General features: G+C 56.3%; 15 protein-coding genes. 10 read left to right on the plus strand and 5 right to left on the minus strand.

The features are described 5' to 3' along the window. The first annotated feature begins 23 nt into the window (after window positions 1-23). Window positions 24-1,004, plus strand: a complete 981-nt coding sequence (locus AC2TEL_RS08660) for a sterol desaturase family protein (protein ID WP_480903216.1) — start codon at window positions 24-26, stop codon at window positions 1,002-1,004. A 73-nt stretch (window positions 1,005-1,077) separates the two neighbouring features. Here AC2TEL_RS08660 and AC2TEL_RS08665 read toward each other — a convergent pair whose 3' ends face one another. The 4 genes from AC2TEL_RS08665 to AC2TEL_RS08680 form a co-directional block, all read right to left on the minus strand. Then, the gene (locus AC2TEL_RS08665; protein ID WP_480903218.1) at window positions 1,078-2,265 is read right to left on the minus strand and encodes a cytochrome P450; all 1,188 of its coding nucleotides are present in this window, start codon (window positions 2,263-2,265) and stop codon (window positions 1,078-1,080) included. Window positions 2,266-2,375: 110 nt separating this feature from the next. Further along, window positions 2,376-3,428 (minus strand): hypothetical protein, encoded by a 1,053-nt coding sequence (locus AC2TEL_RS08670; protein WP_480903220.1) that lies wholly within the window; start codon window positions 3,426-3,428, stop codon window positions 2,376-2,378. A gap of 99 nt (window positions 3,429-3,527) precedes the next feature. Beyond that, on the minus strand, window positions 3,528-3,839 hold the full coding sequence (locus AC2TEL_RS08675) for a MocE family 2Fe-2S type ferredoxin (protein WP_480843417.1): 312 nt from the start codon (window positions 3,837-3,839) through the stop codon (window positions 3,528-3,530). A gap of 27 nt (window positions 3,840-3,866) precedes the next feature. Continuing rightward, the gene (locus tag AC2TEL_RS08680; RefSeq protein WP_480903222.1) at window positions 3,867-5,003 is read right to left on the minus strand and encodes a fatty acid desaturase family protein; all 1,137 of its coding nucleotides are present in this window, start codon (window positions 5,001-5,003) and stop codon (window positions 3,867-3,869) included. A gap of 305 nt (window positions 5,004-5,308) precedes the next feature. Between AC2TEL_RS08680 and AC2TEL_RS08685 the strand changes: the two genes are divergently transcribed. Continuing rightward, complete coding sequence (locus AC2TEL_RS08685; RefSeq protein WP_480903224.1) at window positions 5,309-6,346, plus strand: LacI family DNA-binding transcriptional regulator; 1,038 nt, start codon at window positions 5,309-5,311, stop codon at window positions 6,344-6,346. Next, on the plus strand, window positions 6,343-7,122 hold the full coding sequence (locus tag AC2TEL_RS08690) for an oxidoreductase (RefSeq protein WP_480903225.1): 780 nt from the start codon (window positions 6,343-6,345) through the stop codon (window positions 7,120-7,122). The genes AC2TEL_RS08685 and AC2TEL_RS08690 overlap by 4 nt, the downstream gene beginning before the upstream one ends. A 9-nt stretch (window positions 7,123-7,131) precedes the next feature. On the opposite strand, the gene AC2TEL_RS08695 is transcribed toward AC2TEL_RS08690, so the two are convergent. Then, on the minus strand, window positions 7,132-8,157 hold the full coding sequence (locus AC2TEL_RS08695; protein ID WP_480843410.1) for a LacI family DNA-binding transcriptional regulator: 1,026 nt from the start codon (window positions 8,155-8,157) through the stop codon (window positions 7,132-7,134). Window positions 8,158-8,342: 185 nt separating this feature from the next. Between AC2TEL_RS08695 and AC2TEL_RS08700 the strand changes: the two genes are divergently transcribed. The 7 genes from AC2TEL_RS08700 to AC2TEL_RS08730 all read left to right on the plus strand — a co-directional run bounded on the left by AC2TEL_RS08700 (window position 8,343) and on the right by AC2TEL_RS08730 (window position 15,745). Then, window positions 8,343-9,071, plus strand: a complete 729-nt coding sequence (locus tag AC2TEL_RS08700; protein ID WP_480843409.1) for an SDR family NAD(P)-dependent oxidoreductase — start codon at window positions 8,343-8,345, stop codon at window positions 9,069-9,071. A gap of 11 nt (window positions 9,072-9,082) precedes the next feature. Further along, window positions 9,083-10,237 carry a Gfo/Idh/MocA family protein gene (locus AC2TEL_RS08705; RefSeq protein ID WP_480903227.1) on the plus strand — a complete coding sequence of 385 codons (1,155 nt, stop codon included), beginning with the start codon at window positions 9,083-9,085 and terminating at the stop codon, window positions 10,235-10,237. 10 nt (window positions 10,238-10,247) lie between these two features. Continuing rightward, window positions 10,248-11,162: a sugar phosphate isomerase/epimerase family protein gene (locus tag AC2TEL_RS08710; RefSeq protein WP_480843405.1), complete on the plus strand. Its 915-nt coding sequence runs from the start codon at window positions 10,248-10,250 to the stop codon at window positions 11,160-11,162. Window positions 11,163-11,216: 54 nt separating this feature from the next. Further along, window positions 11,217-12,245, plus strand: coding sequence for an ABC transporter substrate-binding protein (locus AC2TEL_RS08715; RefSeq protein WP_480843403.1), 1,029 nt, complete (start codon window positions 11,217-11,219; stop codon window positions 12,243-12,245). 76 nt (window positions 12,246-12,321) lie between these two features. Continuing rightward, a complete protein-coding gene (locus AC2TEL_RS08720) occupies window positions 12,322-13,806 on the plus strand; it encodes a sugar ABC transporter ATP-binding protein (protein WP_480903228.1) in 1,485 nt (494 codons plus the stop codon). Then, window positions 13,803-14,741 (plus strand): ABC transporter permease, encoded by a 939-nt coding sequence (locus tag AC2TEL_RS08725; protein WP_480903230.1) that lies wholly within the window; start codon window positions 13,803-13,805, stop codon window positions 14,739-14,741. Before AC2TEL_RS08720 ends, AC2TEL_RS08725 begins: the two co-directional genes overlap by 4 nt. Beyond that, window positions 14,738-15,745 (plus strand): ABC transporter permease, encoded by a 1,008-nt coding sequence (locus AC2TEL_RS08730; RefSeq protein ID WP_480843397.1) that lies wholly within the window; start codon window positions 14,738-14,740, stop codon window positions 15,743-15,745. The genes AC2TEL_RS08725 and AC2TEL_RS08730 overlap by 4 nt, the downstream gene beginning before the upstream one ends. Window positions 15,746-15,757: the final 12 nt, after the last annotated feature.

Below are 15,757 nucleotides of genomic sequence, written 5' to 3' on the forward strand. Positions count from 1 at the left end.
CAGGCCAGACCCGGACCGAAAGGATGACTGAACCCAAACTCAAAGGCTGGAACCACATGCCGGAGGTGCCGATAAAGGTGTCGCCGCTGTTCACCTGGCCTTTGAAACCTGTCGAGATTGGTTGGTGGATCTGGGACTCGTGGCTGCTGATCTCGGAAAAGCTGATTATTCTAGGAATTGCCTGCGTCTGCTACGTCTGGTTCAGCCCTTCTTTGGCTGAGGCAAAAACACTTGAGATCAGCTGGATAGCCCAGATCTATATTCGGAACTTCCTGTTGATACTCCTTGTTGCCGGGGTCTTGCACTTGTGGTTCTACAGGTACTCCGCCCAGGGAAACCGGCTGAAATTCGATCCGCGACCGTTGATGGTGAAGGGCAAGCAATTCACCCTTGGTGGGCAGGTCCGCGACAATATGTTGTGGACTTTGGGTTCAGGCGTATTTTTCTGGACAGCATACGAAGTGCTGATGTTCTGGTCGTTGGCCAATGGGTTTGTCCCTCTCGTAACCTGGGCATCAAACCCAATTTGGTTTGCAGCAATCTTTCTGCTGATACCGATCTGGGAGAGTTTCTATTTCTATTGGATTCACCGCTTGATCCATATCCCTGTTCTCTACAAACACATTCATTCGGTACACCACCGAAACATTAACGTTGGTCCATGGTCGGGGCTATCGATGCACCCGGCGGAACACGCGATCTACTTGGGCTCAGTGCTGATACATTTCATGGTCGGGGCGCATCCGCTGCACATCATTTTTCATCTTCAATACTACACGCTGACAGCGGTCACCACGCATACAGGCTTTGAAGGTTTGATGATCAAGAACAAGAACAGGCTGGCCCTGGGAACCTTTCATCACCAAATGCATCATCGGTATTTTGAGTGCAATTACGGCTCTCTCGAGATGCCATGGGACAAGTGGTTCGGGTCATTCCATGATGGAACCGTCGAGGCCAATGAACGCATGCAACTGCGCCGAAAAACAATCGCGAACAAATGACAATATCGAAAACGGAAGGCGGGCGCGATTGCCATGCCTGCCGGCCTGACGCCGCGGATTACCTGGCTGCACATCAGTGACGCGTGATTTCCGCCTTGAGTTCCCTGTAGCCGCGGAATCGCGTGCGCCCGCCCTGAGTTCGGCTTGTTAGGGTGAAGGACCCAATCCGCTCAAGAAATCGCCGCAATGCAATTTGACCTTCCATTCTTGCCAGTGTGAGTCCAACGCAAATATGCGGACCACCTGCGAAAGCGAGATGACGGTTCGGTTTACGTTTTATGTCGAATTTGTCTGGGGCCGAAAATACGGCTGGATCGCGGTTGGCAGCGCCGATGCAAAGATGAAGATTGGTGCCTCGCGGGATGGTAACGCCATGAAATTCGACGTCCGCCGCCGCTTCTCGATTGCCAAACTGGTTGGGCGACGCGGTGCGCAAGACCTCTTCAACGCAGGTATCGATAAGGTTCGGGTCTTCGCGCAATTCATGTTGCGCATTTGGCTGATCATGCAGCAGAGCAAGGCCGTTTCCAATAAGATTGGTCGTGGTTTCATGGCCTGCATTGAGGATAAAGATGCAATTCTGGATAAGTTCGATTTCGGTCAACTGCCCATCGTCGTCACCGTTGATGAGCCGCGTCAGAACGTCTGTTTCGGGATCGCCAGGGGCTTTGCGACGGCGCGAGATGAGATCCTGAAGATATGCTTTGAATTCATCAACAGCTCGTTCTCCCGAAGCGAGCTGCTCTGCGCTCAAGACTGGTTCCAGTGCACCCAGGATTGCCAGAGACCAGTCCCTAAGAGGTCCGCGTTCGTCCATCGGCACGTCCAGTAGATTTCCAATGATCTGAATCGGGATTTGCGAGGCGAAATCCTCGATCAGATCAGGGTGATCGTCCAGCGAGTCGAGCAAGTGATCAACGGTCTCGATCAGGCCAGGTTTCAGACGAGAAATCGCGCGTGGTGTGAGCGCCGATGACATAATGCGACGCACCCGCGTATGCAGCGGCGGATCGTTGAAAACCAGCGATGTCGTGTGATGTTCGAACAATGAACTCTGCTCGCCGAATTTTGGTCCGAAGGTCGCCTTCTTGTCAGAGGTGAAAAGTTTGGTGTCCTTGTAAACCCGTTCCAAATCAGCGTGGCGCGACAGGATAACAGATCCGTCCGGCTGCATGCAAACCGGAGCGCTCTGAAGCAGGGCATCGTAGAAGGGGAAAGGGTTTTCGTGAAACTCTTGAGGCAGGTCTAGCAAATCGAACATACCGTAAGATTGTTGGGCAATCAGCCAGTGTCAACAAGCGGTATACGTGATCTGGTAGTGAGATAGCTTACGATCATAAGACAGCACCCGTTCGATGACTTCTGGGTACATCACTCTTGGTCAATGAAGTTTGCGTCAAATTCTATGCGTCTGGTTCGTCCACATTCCCCGACAATTTCCAGATAGTCCCCGTTCAGGCTCAGTGATTGAATGGCAGACCCCGTCGACCATTCGATTGCCCCAATCGCATGTGTGACGACGGAAGGCGCGTGCGGGGAAAGGTTCAACGCTTCCGGACCGGAAAGCTCTATATCGCGTTCTGATCCCAAAATATGCGCGGCGGCACCTTCTTCTACTCCGAGACATCCGAAATGGCGACCAGACCATGGCGGAAAATCACGCCCCCCGTTGGAATGCCACAACATCGTCATGGGCAATGAGGCAGCGTGTCTGAGCGAAAGGAATACGTCGCCTTCCACCGGTCGGGTCACGGCTGTCCATCCCAGCAAGTGCCCCGGTGCCTCGATCCCGACGACGAAATCCTCGTGCGCAGGAAACCAGGGATATCGGGTCAGGTCCGCAGTGCCGTCATGCGACGGGAATTGTGTCGGATCTGTGCTGAATGATGGATAATCCAATCCGGACCGGCCGCGCGCAGGGTCGACCTCCTGGGGAGCTGGGGGCGTCATCCAGCACGTTTTGGGAGATGTTCGAATAAGGCCCCCGTTTGGTAGCGACAGATTGGCATGATTGGCGACGGGAATTTCTCCGCTGCCGCCGGTAAATGTATGGCGTTGATAGACAAATGGGTGGTTCGGGCAAAGCCGAAGCTCCTTGGTCAGCTCTGCATTATTAACGCGACGATCCAACTTGGCGGACAAATTATCTGTGGATATGTTCGTGATCGACCATGGGGCGTTCGCGGGCCAGCCGTGTAACGGTGCCCCATCTTTTTCCTGCCCGAATGGAGCGCAGAAAAAATCTCCGCCAAGGGTATACATGTGCGGCGCCAGCCCATCGGGAAGCGTTTCGCCGGTATCGACCCACGGGGCGCGATGCAGCGGTGAAATCTCGGTGCCGTCGTCAAGCACTGCGAAACTTTCGATCAGGCCGGTACTTGGGTCGAACGACAACCGGATTCCGTCAGTGGTCAAATTGATCATGTCATATGGCCTGAGGTCATTTTGGATTTCACTTCGCCTATTCACGTCGTTTGAATTTCGCAACAGCCCGCAGGACGGTAAAGGAATACATTTGGTTTCTTATGATATGTGAACGAAGACCTTATCGTCCTCTACCTTGGTCTCATAGGTCCCAAGCTTGTCGCAGGCTGGCGCGCGCAAGGCTTCACCGGACCGATAGTCAAAAATTCCGTTGTGACGGGGGCATTCGATCTCGTGATCCATCACAAGGCCATCGGCAAGGTGAACTTGTTCGTGCGTGCACAGCCCATCCGTGCAGAAGAATTCCCCGTCCGGGCTTCGGATAATCGCGAAAGTCTGACCCGCGTGATCCCAGCGAACGACATCTTCTTCGTCGACTTCGTTGACGGCTACTGCTTCGATCCAGGGCATTCCGGCCTCCTGCCGATTTTCGATTGATCACACGTTGTCGTTCCGATCAGGCACATGTTTATGCAACACATCCTTGTAGGGTTTGGCAGTCGGCGGAAGCGTCTTTTTTAGCGCATAATCAGGGTCCGATCGCTGCTTCATGACCGCGCCCATCATTTCTTTGTATGCCTCCCAGATCGAAGTATTGGGCGGTGGCAAATCGTGTTTGATTTCCTCGTGCAAGGCCGGAAGCGAGTAATACGGAACCATCGGGAACATGTGGTGTTCGATGTGATAGTTCATGTTCCAATAAAGCCAGCGACTGACCGGGTTCATGTAAAGCGTGCGGGAGTTCAGGCGGTGATCTATGACGTCTTCGGGCAAGCCCCCGTGCTGCAACAAACCGGTCATAACAAAATGCCAGCATCCGTAAACTCTGGGTCCTCCGATCAACAGGATAGGGATTGTGGATTTCCAACCCATACCGATGGCAAACATAAAGACAGAGGTAAGCAGAACCGCAGCGTAGATCAGCATGTGAATTCTGGCCCAAAAAACGGCTTTGGGCCATTCGGTTTCGGGTATGTAATTCCTTTCGTCCGACGACAATTGACCCAAAGCATTACGAAAAAGAACGCGAAGCGATAGCCACGTTTCGTAGATTCCGACAAACGCAATGGCCTTCAGCGTAAGATTGATCGGGTGCATCCAGGCAATTTCCGGATCACGGCCGACAATCAGAGTGTCGGTGTGATGGCGCGCGTGGCTCCAACGCCAATTGACAGGGTTCCGCATGATCTGGAAAGAGGCAATGTGATATACGACATCATTCATCCAGCGCGTGCGAAAGGCTGTACCGTGCCCGCACTCATGCCAACGGCTGTCGCAGGCCGAACCGTAAACCACACCATAAGCCATCCAGAAAGGCAGTGAGAGCCACGTGCCCCAGAAGTAAATGGCGCCAGTCGCGAAAACTATGTGAAGGGCAATCCAAAGCGCCGAGTCGCGCAGGGCCGGAGCGTCACGACGCTTCATCAGTGACTTCATCGTCTTTCGTGGTACGTCACTGCAATACCACTCTGCCGCGGCAAGCCCGATCTCTTCGGCGTACCGGCCGGAAGCGCCAGTCAGAGAGTAATCCCGGTCGGTTCTGGGCTTTGCCTTTTCATGCGTGACGTCGTTCATCGATTATCGTTCAATCGTTGAAAGGTTCCCGTGCAAACCTCTGTCCCAATGGGTCAGTTTGCATCGTCAGTTGTACACAATCAGCTTTGACAGTCCGGGCGGGCTCTTCAAGAGGACAATCCATCAGATCACATCAAAAACCGGTAGCTGCAGCGGTTCGCAATGAAAAAGGCGTTGTTTCAACGATGTCTTAACTGATACGCGCGGTTGCGTTGATGTAAATTGATGTTCCAAAACCGAGACTCGTTCCGCTGGTTGTGCAACAATATTCGCCAATTGTTTGATCAACGGGGAATGCCAATCGCATGGCGCGCGCGACTATTGCAGATGTTTCCAGGCGGGCAGGGGTCTCAACAGCAACCGTAGATCGTGTCCTCAATGGGCGCAAAGGTGTCAGCGCGGCCAATCGGCAACGAGTGATGCGTGCCGCGCGGCTATTGGGGTACCTTCCGTCCGAGGGCATCGTCGCGCTGCCGGCCCGGCCTGCGCGGCTGGAGTTTCTAATACCCTGCGGTGGAAACGCGTTCATGCAGGAACTCGCCGACAGGATACTGCAGTTTGCCGAAACGCAGCCTCTTGTCGAACGCTGCAGCATCAAAGTGCTCAAAGGTATTGGTCCGGACGACCTCGTCGAGGCGTTGGACGAATTGTCACCGGATACCGACGGGATTGGCGTGATCGCCACGGATGACCCTCGAAGCCGTGACATTCTGCGTCGGGTTTGTGAGGCTGGAATTCGCGTGATCACCCTGGCGTCGGATGTTCTAGCGACACCCAGGTCAGGTTATGTTGGCGTCGACAATCTGATCGCCGGTCGAACCGCGGCGCAGATAATTGCCATGCTTGTCGGAGATCGAACAGGTGACATTGCGGTCTTCTTTGGGAGCCATGCGTATCATGGCCATAGCGAGCGCGAGTCCGGTTTTCGAACCTGCCTGTCAACCTACAATCCTTCGCTGAACCTATTGCCTTCGGTTGAAACGGGCGAAGACGGGGAGCGGTTGTACCGGGAGTTAACACGATTAAGCCGGTCGCGGCCCAGTCTGGTGGGCGTCTACTGCGTCGGTGCCGGTCGAAAAGGTCTGGTGCAAGCCCTGGAGACCATGCCGCGAGCTGACCGTCCCTTTGTCGTTGTACACGACCTGACCGAGGACACACGTCGATGGCTGGCCGAAGGCATGATCCACGCGGTGATCGATCAGAATGCTCGTTTGATTGGTGAACAAGCAGTAATTCGCCTGCTCGGAGCGATTGCGTCGGGTTCCGTGCAGTTGCCACAGGAGCATATCGAGCCAAAGATTATCCTGAGAGAGAATATCCCAGCCGGTCGGGTGAGCGCGTGACCAAACAGCTGGAGAATATGGCAATTATTGTAACGGGCGCAGCCAAGGGTATCGGACGCGCAATTGTGCACGAAGCGGCCGCGCAGGGTGTCCGAGAGATTCTGGCCACCGATCTGGATCGGATCGGTCTTGCAACCCTCGCAAATGAGGTTTCGGGCACCGTGGATGTCAAGACTGTTGTCGCAGATCTGGCGGAAGCAGGCGCCAGCGCCGAAATTGCAGCTGCTGCGCAGAAGGCGTTTGGCAGGATCGACGGGCTCGTTAATGCCGCAGGAATAACGACACGGGCGAGTTTTTTGGACGGTACTGTTACCGCTTTCGACAGGATATTTTCGATCAATGCGCGCGCGCCGTTTCTGCTTATGAGCGAAGCGATCAAGGACATGCAGACCCGCGGTGAAGGCGGTGGGATCGTGAATATCCAGTCCATGAATGCGCATTGTGGTGCGCCGGAATTGACTATCTATGCGGCTTCGAAAGGCGCATTGCAGACGCTGACCAAAAATGCGGCCAATGCGCATCTGGGTGATGGTATACGGGTCAACGGGATCAACCTTGGCTGGGTGAACACCGACTCTGAACACGAAATGCAAACAAAGGTTTTGGGCGGGCGACCGGACTGGGCTGAGCGGGCAGGGCGATCCCTCCCACTTGGCAGGCTACTGGCGCCGGCAGAGGCCGCGCGTGTCACGGTTTTTTTGTTGAGCCCCGAATCCTTCCCGATGACTGGGGTGAGTATTGATCTTGAACAATCGGTATTGGGAGCGCCGGGATAGAATACCGTCTCACTGTTTGGGCGGTGCGGTGCTCGCACGTTCGATCAGTTCGACCGGCACCGGAGTTTCGGGTTCGCTTGTACCATGACCGCGTGAAAGGCGGCCAAGCAAAAGTTTTGCGGCACGTTGGCCCAGCAGGTGCCTGTCCTGCCGTATCGTGGTCAGCGCCGGCACGTAGTATTCCGACATCTCGATGTCGTCGAAGCCAACGACGGATACATCCTCGGGTACGCGAATACCACCGGCCTGCAGCCCTGCAATTAGACCAAAGGCAACCATATCGGCCGAGCAAAAGACTGCCGTGGGCCGATCCTGCATGGCCAGAATGCGAGAGGCTGCTTCGAACCCGGATTCCAGCGAAAAATCACCGCGAATGATCCATTCGGACGGTGCGGGTAACCCTAGCCGGGTGCGTTCCGCGACCATGCCTTCACGCCGCGCCGTTGTAAGAACATTCCCCTGAGGTCCGGTAATATGGGCAATCTTGCGATGACCAAGATCAAATAAGTGACGGATTGCAAGTCGCGCGCCTTCGACGTTGTCGCTTTTGATTGCCGGGAACGACTGGTCTTCTACCCACTCGCACAGAAAAACGATGCGATCTCCGGCGCCGGCCTGAACGCATTCGCTCAGCACTGTTTCGGAAAGTTGACCGTCCAGCGAAATCGCCCCATCGATACGGCCGTCCAGGAAGTATCCAGCCAGTGCAGAATCGTGAATTGGGTTGCTTTCGGTATCGGTGATGAGAACCGCGTACCCGGTACTTGAAAAAGCTTCGCTGATGCCAGCAAGGATGCCCGAATAGAACGGTTTTCCAAGGTTGGGTACAAGAACCAGAACGGCGTTCGCCCGCTGCATCCTTAGGTTTCTGGCAGCCTGATTGACCCTGTAACCCGTACTTTGGATGGCCTGCAAAACTGCATCCTTAGTGGATTTCTTGACAAGGTCGGGGTTGGACAAAACACGGCTGACAGTGGCCGCGGAAACCTTGGCCACGCGGGCGACATCCTGAATAGTGGCGGGTTTTTGGATCATGGCCCCTGGTAACAAAGTGAGATTTCAGTTGACTCGAATCTCTGACGTTGACGATTATGTAATCGATTTCATTTCTTGAAAAGGCCGAATTTTCTGAAATGTAATCGTTTGCAGTTGCGAATTTGGTGCAATCGGGGGAGTGCAATGATCGCAGCAAGAAACAATGCGTCGACCGGGGTGATCCTGTGACTGCGGCTGCCGAGTTCGACTTTTCCGGCGCCCGGGTGACCGTGATCGGAGCGAGCCGCGGCGGTATCGGAGCGGCCGTCGCCCGCGCCTTCAAAGGCGCCGGTGCCGAAGTTGAAATCACGGGCGCAGAGGCAGAATGCCTGCCCGAGGATGCTGCGCGTTTTCCCTACACGCAGCTCAACGTAACCGAGACAGATGCCGTTCGCGCATTTGGTCGGGAACGCGATGAACTGGACGTACTGGTCAATTGCGCGGCGATAACACGGCGCGGTAAAGAAATGGAGCCGGGTTTCTTCAGCCATGTACTGGATGTCAACCTGGTCGGCACAATGCGATGCGCGCAGGCATTGCATTCGGCATTGCTGGCGCGCCGGGGTCGGGTGATCAATATTGCGTCGATGTACGCCCGCTTTGGATCGCCGCAGAACCCGGCTTACGGGTCTTCCAAGGCCGGTGTCGAGCAACTGACGAAATCGCTTGCGATTGCATGGGCCTCGGACGGCATCCGGGTAAACGCGATTGCTCCGGGGTTCATCGTTACCGAACAATCGGCGAGGGCCAGGCAAGATCCAGATTTTGTAGATGCTGTCGAAGCGCGAACGCCGATGGTGCGATGGGGGGTGCCAGAAGACATTGTAGGTACAGCGCTTTTTCTTGCTTCTGATGCGTCGGCGTTTGTCACCGGCGTTTGTATGCCTGTCGATGGAGGATACTCGGTTGTCTGAGGGAGGGGATCATGGCTGACGTCTCACAGATACGCGCTGCAGTCGTCGGAACGGGTTTCATCGGGACGGTTCACGTGCAGGCCCTGCGTCGTCTGGGCGTGCAGGTGGTCGGCGTACTTGGGTCGTCGGCAGATAGAGGTGCCGCACGCGCAGCCGAGATTGGTGTGGCGCAGGCGTACGCGTCATTAGAGGCATTGTTGGCAGATGAGAGCGTGGATGTGGTCCACGTTACTTCTCCGAACCAGGCACACTATCCGCAGGTCATGGCGATCCTGAAAGCCGGAAAGCATGTGATCTGTGAGAAACCCCTGGCAATGACCAGTCGGCAATCTGCCGAAATGGTGGAAATGTCAGCGGCTTCGGGCAAGATATGCGCGGTGTGCTACAACATTCGCTTTTATCCTCTGAACCAACAGGCGCATGAAATGGTCAATCAAGGGGAATTGGGTGAAATCCGCTTTGTGACCGGTCATTATCATCAGGACTGGCTTGCGAAACCTACAGATTGGAATTGGCGGTTGCAGGCCGAAATTGGCGGTGCCCTGCGCTCGGTCGGGGATATTGGCACCCATTGGGTCGATCTGACGAGCTTCGTTACCGGGTTAAAGGCCGCGTCCGTTTTCGCTGATTTGACGACCTTCTTGCCGGAACGGCAGCGCCCAAAGGGACCGGTTGAGACATTTTCGAGCGCGGAAGGCGCGACTGAGACCGTGACGATTGATACGGACGACGCCTCGGCGATCATGATCCGCTATGAAGGTGGCGCCAAGGGTGTGATGACCACATCGCAGATCAATATCGGTCGCAAGAATTCTCTGGTCTGGGACATTGCGGGCAGCAAAGCCAGCGCAGCGTGGGACAGCGAAACACCGGATCACCTGTTCATCGGTCGTCGTGACGCCGCCAACCAGGTGTTGATGCGTGATTTCACACTGATGAATACTGCCGGAACATCGGCAGCGTCTTTACCACCGGGCCATATCGAAGGATTTGCGGACAGTTTTTTCGGATTCTTCCGGGCCGTTTACGCCGACATCTGCTCGGGTGCGCGCGGAAAGGGAAGCACGTGGGCAACCTTCGAAGACGGCCATTATGAGATGCGATTCTGCGATGCTGTCGTGAAATCGTCCCGCGAAAGCCGCTGGGTCGATTTGGACGAGATCTGAGGGTGATGCCATGAAACTGGGGCTGTTGACTGCGCCATTTGAAGACACCGAGCTGATGGAAGTTGCCACTTGGGCGGCGGGCAATGGGTTCTCAGCGCTCGAAATTGCGTGCTGGCCGTCCTCGGGCGGCGAAAAGCGGCGGTATGCCGGTACCAGCCACATCAATGTGGATGGGCTGACGACCGAACAGGGCAAAGAAATTGTTGATGCGTTAGGCGAGCTGGACATCGGAACTTCGGGCCTAGGGTATTACCCGAACCCGCTGCATGCGGATGCATCGCACAGGGAAGAGGTGATCGAGCACCTCAAGAAGGTAATCACAGCGGCCGGTGTCATGGGCCTGCCGTTGGTCAACACGTTTGTGGGGGGCGACAGGACCCTGAACGTGGATGAAAACTGGGCGCGGGCGCGGGAAATCATCTCGCCCGTCGTCGACCATGCCCGGGGGCAAGGCGTTCGGCTGTGTTTTGAAAACTGTCCGATGATCTTCAGCTATGACGAATGGCCCGGCGGTCACAACATTGCCTACTCTCCCAGGATCTGGCGCAGGATTTTCGAAGAGTGGGGCGACGATGTCGGTATGAATTTCGACCCGTCTCACCTGATCTGGCAGTTCATCGATCAGACCCGGTTCATCAAGGAGTTTGGCCCGAACATAGCCCATGTCCACGCCAAGGACCTGATGGTGGATCGCGACGGGCTTTACGAGCATGGGATTATGTCGGCGGGAATGGGTTGGCAGGTGCCGCGGCTGTGTGGCCTGGGGGACGTCGATTGGTCGGATTTCTTCTCGGGGCTTTATCGCGCTGGATATGACGGGCCAATCATTATCGAGCATGAAGACAGGCTTTTTGAAGGAACTGACGAGAAGGTAAAACGCGGGTTTCTGCTGGCACGTGACGTGCTGCAACCCTTCATAAAATAGAAGAGCGAACAGCTCCGGTCATACTAAAGATTGATCAACTGGGAGGTACCAGAAATGAAAAAGTTACTAACGGGTGCGGCTGCCATTGCTGTCGCAGCGGCCTTTACACCGGCGGCGTTTGCCGCGGACTATACCATCGGCGTATCCAATACCGTGCAAGGCAACGGTTGGCGTGAACAGATGATCTGTGCGATGCGCGCTCAGGCCTTGGTAGAGGGCGACGTCTCCAACCTGATTGTGGCCCACCGCAACACGGATTCAGCCGGTCAGTTGGAGGACATCAACAACCTGATTGAAGCCGGGGTTGACGCGATCGTTCTGAACCCATCGAACCCGGATGCACTGAACTCGGCGTTGGATGCCGCCATGGAGAAGGGCATCGTGGTGGTCGCGGTCGACGCTGGCGTAACGGCGGACGGTGCATACATTTTGTCGAACAACCAGGAAGAATACGCCTATCTCGGCGCCAAGTGGCTGTTTGAGCAGTTGGGTGGTTCCGGCGATGTTGTCTATATGCGCGGGATTGCTGGCGTGTCAGCTGATACCGACCGCGACAATGGCTTTAAGCGGGCCCTGGCTGAACATGAAGGTATCAATGTGGTGCACGAGGTGTTCACCGGTTGGCAGCAGGACCAGGGCAAACAACAGATGTTTGACTTTCTGGCCACCGGTATTCCTTTCGATGGTGTGTGGACCAGTGGAATCGACAACGTGATCGTTGATGCGTTTGTTGAATCCGGCGCTCCGCTGGTGCCAATCGTTGGGGCCGACAATGCGGGGTTCGTGCAGTATCTGACCGAAGTTGATGGCCTTCAGGGTGCCGCTGTCACCAACCCAGGTTCCGTTGGCGGGGCAGGTATCGCGCTTGCCGTTGACATTCTGAATGGCAACGCCCCTGACAGTAAGACTGTACTCGTTGACCCGGTGCTATGGGAAAACGCGACTGATGAGGGTGTCGCAACCATTACCGCGGCGCAAAACCCGAATCTGGATCCCGAGTGGCCGGTCTCGGTCACCGTTCCGGGTTGGACCGACTACACGATGGAGCAAATCATCGAATGCAAGGGTCCGGGCGACAGCTAATAAACGGGAAATTGCCAGCATTCTCCCTGCCCAATTTGGGCGGGGGGAACGCGGCAAGTTGGAACAGCGGGCACCAATGACGCAAACACATCTTCTCGACGCCACTGGGATTGCCAAAAGCTTTGGTGCCGTCCGCGCGTTGACGGACGCCAGTCTCAGCGTTTCGCCCGGCGAAATCGTTGCGTTGATGGGGGCAAACGGTGCCGGGAAATCCACATTTGTGAAAATCATCACCGGCGCCTTGAGGCCGGACAGCGGTCAGGTGCTGATCCGTGGTCAGCAGGCCCATGTCGGAAGCCCTTCAGAGGCCCGAAAGTCAGGTCTTGTCCCGGTATATCAGGAGCCCTCGCTCATTCCTGATCTGGACGTGGCCGACAACCTGCGTCTAACCGATACTCCGGTCCAGCCGTTCGGGCATTGGGTTGGCGAACTTGGGATCGGAAACCTGAACCTGTCCGACATGATCGGTGACTTGCCGCTGGCCACGTTGCGCATACTGGATCTCGCGCGCGCTCTGGCGTCAAAACCCGACGTGCTTCTGCTTGACGAGATGACGGCTGCGCTTCCCACAGACCTTGTGGAGCGTGTTCTCAGGGTCGTGCGCGAGCAGGCGAACGAGGGCATGGGAGTCATCTATGTGTCGCATCGGTTCAGCGAAATCTCTGAACTCTGCGACCGGGCCTCGGTATTGCGAGACGGGATGAGCGTCGGCGATCTGGCAATCGAACCCGGTGTAGAAGAACGCGCGGTAGAGCTTATGCTGGGGCAGAAACTGGATTTGGGACGGCGCGAAGTCAAAGACAAGCGTTCGGTCAGGCAGAAGGACCCGCGCCTGAGTGTCAAGGACTTGGCAATCGCGCCAAAGGTCTCGAACATCTCGTTTGATCTCCATCCGGGCGAAGTGCTTGGTGTGGTCGCGCTTGAGGGGCAGGGCCAGGACGAATTGTTCGAATGTCTGGCCGGCTTCTTACCGCCCACGGCCGGAGGGATAGAAGTAAACGGATCGCAGGTTGCGTTCAGGCATCCTGCCGATGCAATCTCGGTCGGTCTGACTTTCGTTCCGGGTGATCGGGCCGAAGCGCTGTTGGCCCAGCGGTCAGTAAAAGAGAACATCGCACTGCCATTTTCTGCGCGTGTTCGCGCCTGGGGCAACCTGAAGCTACGGCGCGAGCGTGAACGGGTCGATTACGCGATTGAAAAATTGCAGATCGACACTCGGGCTCAGGGCGAAGTGCAGCGTTTGTCCGGCGGTAACCAGCAGAAAGTAACGATTGGCAGATGGCTGGCCACGGGCGTCGAGACGCTTTTGTTGTTTGATCCCACGCGGGGAATTGATGTGCGAACCAAGCGTCAGATCTATCCGCTTGTCCGTGAATTGGCGCAAAACGGTGCCTCGATCCTGTTTTATACATCCGAACTGGAAGAGGTGCCGCTGGCCTGTGATCGTGCCATGGTCATCTTCAACGGCCGGGTCGTGGATGTCATCGACGCGGAAGACGCGGACGAGCAGACATTGTTGCGGGCGGCTTACGGGCTGACTGAAAACGAGACTGCGGCGTGACAGAGATTCTGCGCAAACATTCCTGGCTTCTCGGGCTCGTCGCGCTGCTCCTGGTTCTGTTGATCATCACCAAACTCATTCAACCTTCATTCGGCGCATCCGGGCTGGAGAGTATTGCGCGCGCCGCATTGCCCTTTGCTTTTGCGACAGCGGGCATGGCGGCGGTGGTTATCGTAGGGGGCATCGACCTGTCTGTTGCATCGATGATGGCGGTTTGCGCTGTGTCGGCCGCCGTATTGATGGAGAAGATGTCGGGTTTGTCCGCCATTGTGATTGTTCTTGGTCTGGGCCTCGCCATGGGGCTGATCAACGGCTGTCTCATCGTCGTGACGCGTGTACCTGACATTGTTGTAACGCTGGCGATGCTGTTCGTCTGGGAAGGGGTCGCGCTACTGATTCTTGAAACGCCGGGTGGTTCCACCACTGATTGGGTACAGCAAAGCATCCGCGGCAGCCTTGTTCCCGGTGTACCCAACGCGCTGGCGATCATCGTTGGCTGCGTCGCGCTGATATGGCTTCCCATTCGCCGATCCAAATTGGGCATCTCAATCTTTGCAACGGGTTCTGATGAGCGTGCGGCCTTTCGCTCGGGTGTGAATGTTGGTCGCGTAAAAGTCGCGGCCTATGGCATTTGCGGGTTGTTCTGCGCCTTTGGCGGTCTGAGCCTGGCGGCATTGACAGGGATCGGTGAGCCGGTGCCGGGTCCTTACCTGCTTGCGTCGGTCGCTGCCGTGGTTCTGGGCGGCGTGGTTCTGGGCGGTGGGCGAGGCGGCCTGCTGGGCCCCATAATCGCCGTGTTCATTCTGCGGATTGTTCGAACGATCCTGACGCTTCTGGCCGTTGATCCCAACGTCACGACGATCATTGAGGGCACCATCATGGTAGCCGTTGTTCTGCTTGGCACTGCGGCAACCCGACGAGGGGCAAGACGATGAGTATGTCCGTGAATGACCCACCCATTGTCCGCATTGGCCGGTTCCTGCGCGACAATCCCGTGATCCCGCTTTTGGCCTTTCTGGTTTTGCTGATCGTCACTCTGGAAGTTATGCGGCCAGGTATTGTCACGCCCTTCCGGGCGGGGCGCGACGGTATTGTCTCAACCTTTTGGGTCGGAAACCTGATCAAGTTTGCAATACCACTTGCGATGCTTGCTGCCTGCCAGGTGCTGACGATGCTGACGGCCGGGATCGACCTGTCCGCCGGGATAGTGGCAACCGTAGCCGCTTTTGTTTGTGCAACCCTAAGCTCATTATGGGGTGTGGCGCCTGCGGTTTTGATTGCTCTGGCGTCCGGTGTGGTCGTCGGGGTCGTAAACGGCCTTGGGGTCGGACTGGTGCGCGTCCATCCGCTGATCATGACGCTGGGAACCGGACTGATCGCCACGGGGTGCCTGCAGGTGTATCAGCGGCTGGTCATCAATGCCGGTTCCGAGATTCCGGCCTTTTTGGCCTGGCTGGGAACAGGGCGCACATTGTCCATGCCCAATGGGTTGTTCCTGTTCGTGCCTTTCGCCTTGTTCATCTTCTGGCTGATGCGGTTCACCGGGTTCGGCAGACTGCTTTTCGCGCTGGGCTCAAACGAAAACGCAGCCAAACTCTCGGGCGTCAAATCCTGGCAGGTGTATCTTGCGCTATACGCGCTGTCTGGGTTGATCGCGGCGGTGGCGGGTTTGCTCTATCTTGGTATGATCCGGCAAACTTCGCTGAGCCTTGCCAATCCGCTGTTGCTTCCGTCTGTGGCGGCTGCGGTCATTGGTGGAACGTCGATATTCGGCGGGCGCGGGAGCTTTGCAGGTGCCATTGTGGGCGCACTGATCATCAGAGTTCTGGATACCATGCTGACGCTGCTGCAGATGCCGGAAGGTGCCAGAACAGTCCTGTTCGGCCTGATCATCCTTGCCGTGACAGCCGTTTACGTCAGGATCACAGGAAACCGTTAGAGGGGGAGGGGC

This window comes from Ruegeria sp. HKCCD9138 (assembly GCF_057220975.1).

Excerpts from the sequence above, each read along its gene's own strand:
- AC2TEL_RS08665 (WP_480903218.1), bottom strand. The coding sequence starts at position 2,265 with ATGTTCGATTTGCTAGACCTGCCTCAAGAGTTTCACGAAAACCCTTTC.
- AC2TEL_RS08710 (WP_480843405.1), top strand. The coding sequence starts at position 10,248 with ATGAAACTGGGGCTGTTGACTGCGCCATTTGAAGACACCGAGCTGATG.
- AC2TEL_RS08660 (WP_480903216.1), top strand. The coding sequence starts at position 24 with ATGACTGAACCCAAACTCAAAGGCTGGAACCACATGCCGGAGGTGCCG.
- AC2TEL_RS08685 (WP_480903224.1), top strand. The coding sequence starts at position 5,309 with ATGGCGCGCGCGACTATTGCAGATGTTTCCAGGCGGGCAGGGGTCTCA.
- AC2TEL_RS08670 (WP_480903220.1), bottom strand. The coding sequence starts at position 3,428 with ATGATCAATTTGACCACTGACGGAATCCGGTTGTCGTTCGACCCAAGT.
- AC2TEL_RS08730 (WP_480843397.1), top strand. The coding sequence starts at position 14,738 with ATGAGTATGTCCGTGAATGACCCACCCATTGTCCGCATTGGCCGGTTC.
- AC2TEL_RS08680 (WP_480903222.1), bottom strand. The coding sequence starts at position 5,003 with ATGAACGACGTCACGCATGAAAAGGCAAAGCCCAGAACCGACCGGGAT.
- AC2TEL_RS08720 (WP_480903228.1), top strand. The coding sequence starts at position 12,322 with ATGACGCAAACACATCTTCTCGACGCCACTGGGATTGCCAAAAGCTTT.
- AC2TEL_RS08705 (WP_480903227.1), top strand. The coding sequence starts at position 9,083 with ATGGCTGACGTCTCACAGATACGCGCTGCAGTCGTCGGAACGGGTTTC.
- AC2TEL_RS08695 (WP_480843410.1), bottom strand. The coding sequence starts at position 8,157 with ATGATCCAAAAACCCGCCACTATTCAGGATGTCGCCCGCGTGGCCAAG.
- AC2TEL_RS08675 (WP_480843417.1), bottom strand. The coding sequence starts at position 3,839 with ATGCCCTGGATCGAAGCAGTAGCCGTCAACGAAGTCGACGAAGAAGAT.
- AC2TEL_RS08715 (WP_480843403.1), top strand. The coding sequence starts at position 11,217 with ATGAAAAAGTTACTAACGGGTGCGGCTGCCATTGCTGTCGCAGCGGCC.